The sequence below is a fragment of the Streptomyces regalis genome (assembly GCF_001509475.1).
GTDB lineage: Bacteria > Actinomycetota > Actinomycetes > Streptomycetales > Streptomycetaceae > Streptomyces > Streptomyces regalis.
This window is the reverse complement of sequence record NZ_LLZG01000354.1, coordinates 68,048-76,526: the sequence shown is the minus strand read 5'-3', so window position 1 is coordinate 76,526 and position 8,479 is coordinate 68,048. Positions and strand designations below refer to the sequence as shown.

Annotated in this window: 8 protein-coding genes; 5 read left to right on the top strand and 3 right to left on the bottom strand. The window is 72.1% G+C overall.

Annotated features, from left to right (window positions below; translation table 11 throughout):
• Nucleotides 1–988: thiolase C-terminal domain-containing protein (locus ADL12_RS30230; protein WP_062707345.1), on the bottom strand; the 988-nt coding region annotated here is incomplete at its 3' end.
• Between the two features lie 76 nt (nt 989–1,064).
• On the opposite strand from ADL12_RS30230, the gene ADL12_RS30225 reads away from it, so the two are divergent.
• Both ADL12_RS30225 and ADL12_RS30220 read left to right on the top strand, forming a co-directional pair.
• Entirely contained in the window at nt 1,065–2,348 is a 1,284-nt protein-coding gene (locus ADL12_RS30225) for an acyl-CoA dehydrogenase family protein (protein ID WP_062707342.1), read from the top strand.
• Nucleotides 2,345–2,818, top strand: coding sequence for a nitroreductase family deazaflavin-dependent oxidoreductase (locus tag ADL12_RS30220; RefSeq protein WP_062707338.1), 474 nt, complete (start codon nt 2,345–2,347; stop codon nt 2,816–2,818). The genes ADL12_RS30225 and ADL12_RS30220 overlap by 4 nt, the downstream gene beginning before the upstream one ends.
• A gap of 24 nt (nt 2,819–2,842) precedes the next feature.
• Here the strand turns inward: ADL12_RS30220 and ADL12_RS30215 are convergent, their stop codons facing one another.
• On the bottom strand, nt 2,843–3,466 hold the full coding sequence (locus ADL12_RS30215; RefSeq protein WP_062707335.1) for a LysE family translocator: 624 nt from the start codon (nt 3,464–3,466) through the stop codon (nt 2,843–2,845).
• Nucleotides 3,467–3,548: 82 nt separating this feature from the next.
• On the opposite strand from ADL12_RS30215, the gene ADL12_RS30210 reads away from it, so the two are divergent.
• Nucleotides 3,549–4,001 carry an Lrp/AsnC family transcriptional regulator gene (locus ADL12_RS30210; protein ID WP_062707327.1) on the top strand — a complete coding sequence of 151 codons (453 nt, stop codon included), beginning with the start codon at nt 3,549–3,551 and terminating at the stop codon, nt 3,999–4,001.
• Nucleotides 4,002–4,115: 114 nt separating this feature from the next.
• Here ADL12_RS30210 and ADL12_RS30205 read toward each other — a convergent pair whose 3' ends face one another.
• Nucleotides 4,116–4,751 carry a TetR family transcriptional regulator gene (locus tag ADL12_RS30205; protein WP_062707324.1) on the bottom strand — a complete coding sequence of 212 codons (636 nt, stop codon included), beginning with the start codon at nt 4,749–4,751 and terminating at the stop codon, nt 4,116–4,118.
• A 134-nt stretch (nt 4,752–4,885) separates the two neighbouring features.
• On the opposite strand from ADL12_RS30205, the gene kbpA reads away from it, so the two are divergent.
• Nucleotides 4,886–5,656, top strand: a complete 771-nt coding sequence (gene kbpA / locus ADL12_RS30200; RefSeq protein ID WP_062707322.1) for an AfsK-binding protein KbpA — start codon at nt 4,886–4,888, stop codon at nt 5,654–5,656.
• 226 nt (nt 5,657–5,882) lie between these two features.
• Entirely contained in the window at nt 5,883–8,252 is a 2,370-nt protein-coding gene (afsK, locus tag ADL12_RS30195) for a protein serine/threonine kinase AfsK (RefSeq protein ID WP_062707319.1), read from the top strand.
• Nucleotides 8,253–8,479: the final 227 nt, after the last annotated feature.

Here is an 8,479-nt window from a genome sequence, read left to right as displayed (position 1 = left end):
GCCCACCCCCGTCCGTGTTGACCGGCAGCTCCCCGCCCCGCACCCGCAGCCGCCCCTTCTCCACGAACGCCCCGCCCTCGCCCTTCCCGCAGAAGCCGAGGTCCTCCAGGGTCACGAGGGTCATGTAGGTGAAGGCGTCGTAGATCTCGGCGAAGTCGATCTCCTCCGGCCGCACCCCGGCCCGCTCGAAGGCGAGCCGCCCGCTCACCGCCGCCGGGCCGACCGTGAAGTCCGGCCACTCGGACATCGCGGCGTGCGAGACGTGCTCCCCGGCGCCGAGCACCCACACCGGTGGCGTACGGCAGTCCCGGACGAACTCCTCGGCGGCCAGCAGCACGGCCGCCCCGCCGTCGGAGCGGATGCAGCAGTGCAGCTTGGTGAAGGGGTCGGCGATCATCGGGCCGCTGAGCACGTCGTCGACCGTGATCGGGTCGCGGAACATGGCCTCGGGGTTCAGGGTGGCGTTCGCCCTCGCCTGGACCGCCACCTGTGCCAACTGCTCGATCGTCGTGCCGTGTTCGATCATGTGGCGGCGGGCGGCCATGGCGTACTTGGCGATGAGCGTGTGGCCGTAGGGGACCTCGAACTGCAGGGGACCCCGGGCGCCGAAGGAGAGGTTCCCCGTCCGCCGCCCGGCCTTGATGTCCGCGCGGGCCGTGGAGCCGTAGACCAGCAGGACGGCGTTGGCGTGCCCCATGGCTATCGCGTCCGCCGCGTGGGCCGCCATGACCTCCCAGGTCGATCCGCCGACGGAGGTGGAGTCGACCCAGGTGGGGCGCAGGCCCAGGTACTCGGCCACCTCCACGGGGGCGAGGGTGCCGAGCCCGGCGGACGCGAAGCCGTCCACCACCTCCCGGCCGAGCCCCGCGTCGGCCAGCGCGCGGCGAGCGGCCTGGGCGTGCAGGGTGTACGGGGTCGCGTCGTCCACGCGTCCGCAGTCGGCGAGGGACACGCCGACGACGGCGACTTTCCGGCTCCCGGGAGTCATGCGAGGCCTCCAACCTCTGTGCATCTCGTTTCGGCCCTCCTAATATGACGGCCCGTCAGATACGGAGGGAAGAGCCATGGACGCCAGCTTCACCCCCGAACAGGACGAGATCCGCCGCACCCTCCGCGAGCTGCTCCACAGCCGCTGCGGCCCCCGGGAGCTGCGCGCGGCCCTCGACACCCCCGCCGGACACGACCCCGCCCTGTGGACGGCCCTCGCCGAACAGCTCGGCCTGCCCGGGCTAGCCCTTTCCGAGGCGTACGGCGGTGTCGGCTGCTCGGCGGCCGAACTCGCCCTGGCCGGCGAGGAGACGGGCCGGGCGCTGGCGCCCTCCCCGCTGCTCGCCACCGCCGTCCTCGCCGCACCGCTGATCGCCGCCCTCGGCACCGACGCCCAGCGCGCCGACCTGCTGCCCCGCATCGCCGCCGGCACCCTCACCGCCACCCTCGCCGTCCCCGGCACCGCACTCGCCACCGCCCTCGCCCTCACCGGCGACAACCACGGTGACTGGGCCGGTGGCGGACGCGCCGGGGGCGTGCAGGCGCGGCGGGCGGAGGGCGGCTGGCGGCTGTACGGGCAGGTCGACCAGGTGCTGGACGGCCACAGCGCGGGGCTCCTGATCGTCGCCGCGCACGCCGGGGGGTTCGCCCGCTCGCGGACGCTGCTGTTCCTGGTGCCGGGGGACGCGGCCGGGGTCGTACGGGTACGGCAGACCGCGCTGGATGCCACACGGCCGCAGGGTCGGGTGCAACTGCGGGACGTGGCGGCGGAGTTGCTGGGGGAAGAGGGTGCGGATGTGCTGGGTGCCCTCGCCGGGGCGGGGGACACGGTCGCCGCCGTCCTCGCCTGCGAGGCCGTGGGGGCCGCCGACCGGGCGCTGGAGCGGACGGTGGAGTACGTCGGGCAGCGGGAACAGTTCGGGCGGGCGATCGGGTCCTTCCAGGCGGTGAAGCATCGGCTGGCGGACGTATACGTGGCGGTGCAGGCGGCAAGATCGGCGGCGTACTACGCGGCCTGGGCTGCAACGCCCTCAAGGGGCGCGGGACAGCGTCGATATGCGGCTCCGCCGCGGGGCGCGACCAGCCACAGCGGACCCGCAGACGCCCGACAACACATCGCGGCACCCTCAGAGGCGCGCCTCGCCCTCGCACAGACGCTGGAAGCGCTACGCACCGCCTCCGCCGAAGGCATCCAGCTCCACGGCGGCATCGGTTTCACCTGGGAACACGAGGCCCACCTGTACTTCAAGCGGGCCGCCGGTGACGAGCTGCTGTTCGGGCCCGTGCACCGGCTGCGGGCGCACGCCGCCGAGGTAGCGCGGCTCTTCGAGACCTCCGAGGCCCAGGAGGTGACGGTGTGATCGGCGCCCGCATGGTGCAGAAGGTGTCCTCGACGCGGGGCTTCGCCAAGGTCGCCCCCCATGTCATCCCCGCCCTCGACCGTGCCGTGCACCGCCTCACGCGCGGAAAGGTGCTGCTCAGCGCGCAGATGCTGCCGGGGGTGATCCTGACCTCGACCGGCGCCCGCAGCGGACTGCCCCGCCGTACGCCGCTCGCCTGCATGCCCGAGGAGAGCGGCCGCAGCTGGATCCTCATCGGTTCCAACTTCGGCCGCACCGGCCACCCCGCCTGGACCGCGAACCTGCTGGCCCATCCGGACGCCGAGGTCAGCTGGAAGGGCCGGGACATCCCCGTCACGGCCCGGTTGCTGGAGGGGGAGGAGCGGGCGGCCGCCTGGAAGGCGGTGCTGGCGTTCTGGCCGCCGTATGCGACGTATCAGGCTCGGGTGGAGCGGGAGATCCGGCTCTTCAGAGTCGTCCGCAGGTCATAGCGGCGCAGGTCATAGCGGCGCAGGTCAGAGCGTCGCCAGGCGCTGTACGAGGAGGAACGCGCCGATTCCGAGCATCGCCGCCCCGGACGTGCGGGTGACCGCGCGGGCCGCCGCCGGGCGGGCGCCGAGGACCGCGCGGGCCGCGAGGCCCACCGTCAGATAGACGGCGGCGCAGCACGCCATGTGGAGCAGGCCCAGTACGGCGGTCTGGGCGGGGACCGGCAGGTGGTCGCCCTTGGTCACCAGGAACTGCGGCAGCACGGACAGGTAGAGCAGCAGCCCCTTGGGGTTCAGGCCGCTGATCGTGGCGCCGCGCAGAAAGACCCGGGCCGGGCTCGTGGCCACGGTCTCCTCGGCCGCCCCCGGCGTGCCCGGCCGCCGGAGCACGCCCCACCCCAGCCACACCAGGTACGCGGCCCCGGCGGCCGTCAGCGCGGTCAGCAGCCCCGGCTCGCCCGCCACCAGCACCGCCAGACCGGCCACCGCGAGCACCGTGTGCAGCGCGTACCCGGTGACCAGGCCCGTCACTGCCATCACCGGCGAGCGGTCGCGCAGCCCGGCGGAGATCGCGTACGCCCAGTCGGCGCCCGGTACGCAGACGAGCAGCAGGTCGATGGCGAGGAAGGAAATGAGCAGTCCGGAGTCCATGGTGGCGACATTAGGCGGGAATGGCTCGAAAGTGTTGTCGAAGTTTTCCCGTAACCAGCGGTTATGAGGGAAGATCTGCCTCATGGACGACGTGGACAGAAAGATTCTTGCCGAGCTCCAGCAGGACGGGCGGCTGACCGTGACCGAGCTGGCCGCTCGGGTGCGGCTCAGCGTCTCGCCGTGCCACCGGCGGCTGCGGGAGCTGGAGCGGGCCGGCGCCATCAGCGGATACCGGGCCGTCGTGGACCCGTCCGCCGTCGGGCTGAACTTCGAGGCGCTGGTCTTCGTCTCCATGCGCCAGGAGGACCGGGACACCGTCGCCGAGTTCGAGCGGGCCATCGGTGAGGTGGAGGAGGTGCTGGAGGCGCAGCGGCTGTTCGGGGAGCCGGACTATCTGCTGCGGATCGTCGCCGCCGACCTCGCCGCCTACCAACGGCTGTACGACGAGCGGCTGGCCACGCTGCCGGGGGTGCAGCGGCTGACGTCGACGCTGGTGATGAAGCACGTGGTGAGGGACCGGCCGCTACCGGCCTGACGCAGGACGCAGGGCGCCGGACGCCGGAAAGTGCAGCAGGCGGTGGTCCACCTGTGTGAACCACCGCCTGCGAGACAGGACTTGGAACCGAGGAAAGAGCTGGGCGGCCCGGCGTTACTTGGTCGGCTTCCTGCCGGTCACGCCCAGATGCACCAACAGGGCGAGGTTCGGCTTGAGTTCAGCCTGTTTGACGCCCCATGTCTGGAAGCCCTTCTGGTGCGAGGCCACCGCCGCGAGCATCGCGACGATCGAACCCGCGACCGCGGCCGGGTTGACGTCCTTGTCGACCTTGCCCTTGGACTGCAGCTGAGTGACCGCTTCCGCCAGGGAGTTGTTGACGGAGTTCAGGATCTTCATACGGAGCTTGTAGAAGCGTTTGTCGCCTTCGGATGCGCCGAGGTCGACGACGCGGAGGATCGCGTCGTTCCTGCGCCAGAACTCCAGGAATCCGTCGACGAGTTCCTGGGCCGTCTGCCAGCCGGCCTTGCCGACCCAGCTGCGGCCCTCCACGAGTTCGGTCAACCCGGCGCCCTCGGCGGCCATTTGCTCGGCGATCTCCAGGACGGCGCCCTCGACGTCCGGGAAGTACTGGTAGAAGGTCGCGGGCGAAGTACCCGCTTTCCGGGCGACATCGATGACTTTGACGTCCCGGTAGGGGGAGGAGCTGAGCATCTCGCTGAGGCAGTCGAGCAGCTTCTGCCGGGTCGCCTGCCCACGCCGACCGGCCACGCGGCCGTCGACGGTACGCACTTGTCCTGTCATGTCGTCAGCTTACCGAGGCGTGATCGGGGCGCGATTCGGCCGACTGCAAATGGGGTGCACGGGGATGCCGGGGCTGGTGTGCCTGGTCTGCGCGGTGCGTAAGACGCCGTTACTTTGGGCGCATGGCCGAAAACAGGGCGTCCGCGGGCGGAACGGGATACTCGGAGGGCGTTCCGTGCTGGGTGGACGCGCAGCTTCCCGATGTGGAGGCGGGCAAGCGGTTCTACGGTGAGCTCTTCGGGTGGGAATTCGAGGAGGCGTTCGACTCCACCGTGCTCGCCCGGCTGGACGGCGAGCCCGTCGCCTCGCTCTCGCGCAAGACGGACGGGCGGATGCCCACCGTGTGGACGGTGTATTTCGCGACCCCGGACGCCCGAGCGCTGGTCCGGCGGGTCCGCGAGGCCGGGGGACAGGTCGTCACCGCGCCCGTGGAGGTCGGGGCGGGCCTCGGGACGATCGCGCTGGTCACCGACGCCGAGGGTGCCGTTTTCGGGCTGTGGCAGGCCGGCGAGCACACGGGCTTCGGGCGGCGGCACGAGGTCGGCAGCTTCGGCTGGGCCGAGCTGTACGCCCGGGACACCGAGGTCGCCAACGACTTCTACGGCGAGCTCTTCGCCGATGCCCTGTTCGGGCCGGATGCCAAGCCGGACTTCGGGCGGGCGGCCGTCGAGGAGGTCTTTCCGGCGATGATGCCGCCCCACTTCGTCGTCCACTTCCGGGTGGAGAACTGCGAGGCCGTCCTCGGCACGGTGACCGGGCTCGGCGGGCGGGTGCAGGTGCCGCCCTTCGAGACGTCGTACGGGACGGTCGCCGTGGTCATCGACAATCAGGGGGCGTCCTTCGCGCTGCTGGAACGCGCGCTGCCGGAACGCCGGGGAACCCGGGAAGTCTGACTTCACTCTTACCTCCGGCGTCCCAACATGCGAACCGGCGCTTTCCGTCGGGCGTCGGAGTGTGGTTTTGTCCCAAGACACCCCGTTCCGCCCTTGGGTTCGCAACCACGCCCCAGGACAGGAAGAATCAGGGTGCGTGCCGCCAAGGCGGTGCGGTGGTGAGACGCTGCACGGGGTCGCGTAAACATGTCGGTGGCGCGGCTCGTACGGGGAGGTGGCAGGCAGAGTGGTGGATCAGCTGACGCAGCACGATCCGCGCAGGATCGGGCCGTTCGAGGTGCTCGGACGGCTGGGTGCCGGCGGCATGGGGCTGGTCTATCTCGCGCGCTCGGCGTCCGGCCGGCGTGTGGCGATCAAGACGGTCCGTACGGAGCTCGCCGAGGACCAGCTGTTCCGCGTCCGCTTCACGCGTGAGGTGGAGGCGGCCCGGGCGGTCTCCGGCTTCTACACGGCGGCCGTCGTCGACGCCGACCCGCGCGCGGCCGTGCCGTGGCTGGCCACCGCGTACGTCCCCGCGCCCTCCCTCGAAGAGATAGTGAACGAGTGCGGGCCGCTCCCGGCCCAGGCGGTGCGCTGGCTGGCGGCGGGCGTGGCGGAAGCCCTGCAGTCCATCCATGGCGCCGGTCTCGTCCACCGCGACCTCAAGCCGTCGAACGTGCTCGTCGTCGAGGACGGTCCCCGAGTCATCGACTTCGGTATCGCATCCGGCGTTTCGAACACGCGTTTGACGATGACGAACGTCGCGGTCGGCACGCCCGCCTACATGTCGCCGGAGCAGGCGAAGGACTCACGCAGCGTGACCGGCGCGAGCGACGTCTTCTCGCTCGGCTCGATGCTGGTGTTCGCCGCCACCGGACACCCGCCCTTCCACGGCGCCAACCCGGTCGAGACCGTCTTCATGCTGCTCCGGGAGGGCCCGGACCTCGAGGGCCTCCCGGACGAGCTGCGCCCGCTCATCGAGTCCTGTATGCAGATGGAGGCGACGGCCCGCCCCAACCCCGCCGACCTCCAGGCCCAGCTGGCCCCCCACCTCTTCGGCTCCGGCTCCGACGACAGCGGTACGGCGTCGGCGTGGCTGCCCGAGCGGGCGGTGAGCCTGATCGAGTCGCGGCGCGGCGGACGCCCGGCGGCGAAGCCCTCGTCGTCCTCCGGCCGCAGCGGGGGCCGCATCGCCCCCGCACCCGTCCCGCCGCCGCCCGCGCACGACCCGGTGGTCCCGGGCCCGCAGCCGGCACCGGTCCCGGTCGGCGCCCCCGACACCGGCCCGGTACGCCTGGCCGGCGCCGCGGTGCCCATCGGCCCCGGCCCCCGCGTCGCCGACGCCCGCGCCGCCGCCGTCAAGGCACCCCCTCCGGAGGCCGGCCTCGTCGCCTCCTGGGCCCGGCCCAACCCCGGCCTCAACGGCGCGGGCCCGGCCGTAGGCCCTGCCGTACCCGTATCGCCGCCGGTGGCCCTCGAGACGGCGGCCGGCTGGCGCCCCTGGCGTTTCCGCATGTCGAACGACGTCTGGGGGACCCCCTCCGTCGCCGACGACCTCGTCTACGTCACCTCCTTCGAGGTCCACGCGCTCGACGTGGCCACCGGCCGCCGCCGCTTCAAGACGCGGGACGTGGCCTGGTCGATGGCGGTCGCGGACGGCCGTATCCACGCCTCCGACGGCCCGACCCTGTTCGCCCTGGAGTGCCGCGAGGGCGCGGACCTCTGGCGCCTGCAGACGGACGCCTGGGTCTACTCGCTCAAGGCCGACCGGGGCACGGTCGTCACCGGCACCCGTGGCGGCGGCGTCCAGTCCTGGGAGGCCTCGAACGGCCAGAAACTGTGGGAGATCACCGGGGCGCAGACCGACTTCGAGTCCCCGGAGGCGGGCCCGGCGCTGTACGACGGCACGGTGTACGTCTGGAAGGACGCCCGCCTGCGGGCCCTGGACGCCCGCACGGGCGACGAGCGCTGGTCGTACCCCATCGGCGACGCCGCCTCCTGCGGCGGAGTGCCGGTACGGGTGGCGCAGGCCCCGGACGGCTATGTGTACGTCTCGGCCGGCACGCGCGTGCTCGCGCTCGACGTGGCGAGCGGTCACGTCCGCTGGCACTTCGAGGCCCCGGCGGTGTTCCTGTGCCCGCCGGCCTTCGTGCCGGGCCCGGCGGTGACGGGCGGCGGCGTGTACCTGGCCGACTATCTCGGCACGGTCTACGCCCTGGACGCCACCGACGGCCGCGACCGCTGGCGCATCGCCACCGAGGCCCGTTCCTCGATCGAGCCGGTCCTGGTGGCCGCGGGCCATGTCCACGTCGGCAGCGGCAAGGGCCTGTACACGCTGGACGCGGTCACCGGAACGCCGAAGTGGCGCTTCCAGGCGGGCGGCGACATCGTGGGCGCACCGGCGGTGGCGGAGGGCCGAATCCATTTCGGCTCCACGGACCACCTGCTCTACACCCTGAAGGCCGACGACGGCCGCCTGCGATGGAAGCTCGCCACCGGCGGCGAGATCACCGGCTCGCCCGTGGTGAAGGACGGCGTCGTGTACGCGTGCAGCAAGGACCGCTGCGTGTACGCGCTGGACGCGGAGAAGGGCACGGGCACGGCCCGGGGCGCGTAGGCGCGCGGGCCTGTGACGGCCGTCGTACCGGCGCACGGAAGGGGTCCGGACGGCGGCCGTCCCGTTGAGAGCGACCATCTTCACCGCTCTTACACGAGACGTTACGCCGGGTAAGTGATTGCCGCCATGCGGCCACTGCTAACGTGACGTGCTCACGATCGGCACAACGGGGTTGCGCAACATTTTTCGGGGGTTGAACAACGTGAAGCTTCGCCATGTGCGCGCTG

Excerpts from the sequence above, each read along its gene's own strand:
- ADL12_RS30225 (WP_062707342.1), top strand. The coding sequence starts at position 1,065 with ATGGACGCCAGCTTCACCCCCGAACAGGACGAGATCCGCCGCACCCTC.
- ADL12_RS30215 (WP_062707335.1), bottom strand. The coding sequence starts at position 3,466 with ATGGACTCCGGACTGCTCATTTCCTTCCTCGCCATCGACCTGCTGCTC.
- ADL12_RS30210 (WP_062707327.1), top strand. The coding sequence starts at position 3,549 with ATGGACGACGTGGACAGAAAGATTCTTGCCGAGCTCCAGCAGGACGGG.
- kbpA (WP_062707322.1), top strand. The coding sequence starts at position 4,886 with ATGGCCGAAAACAGGGCGTCCGCGGGCGGAACGGGATACTCGGAGGGC.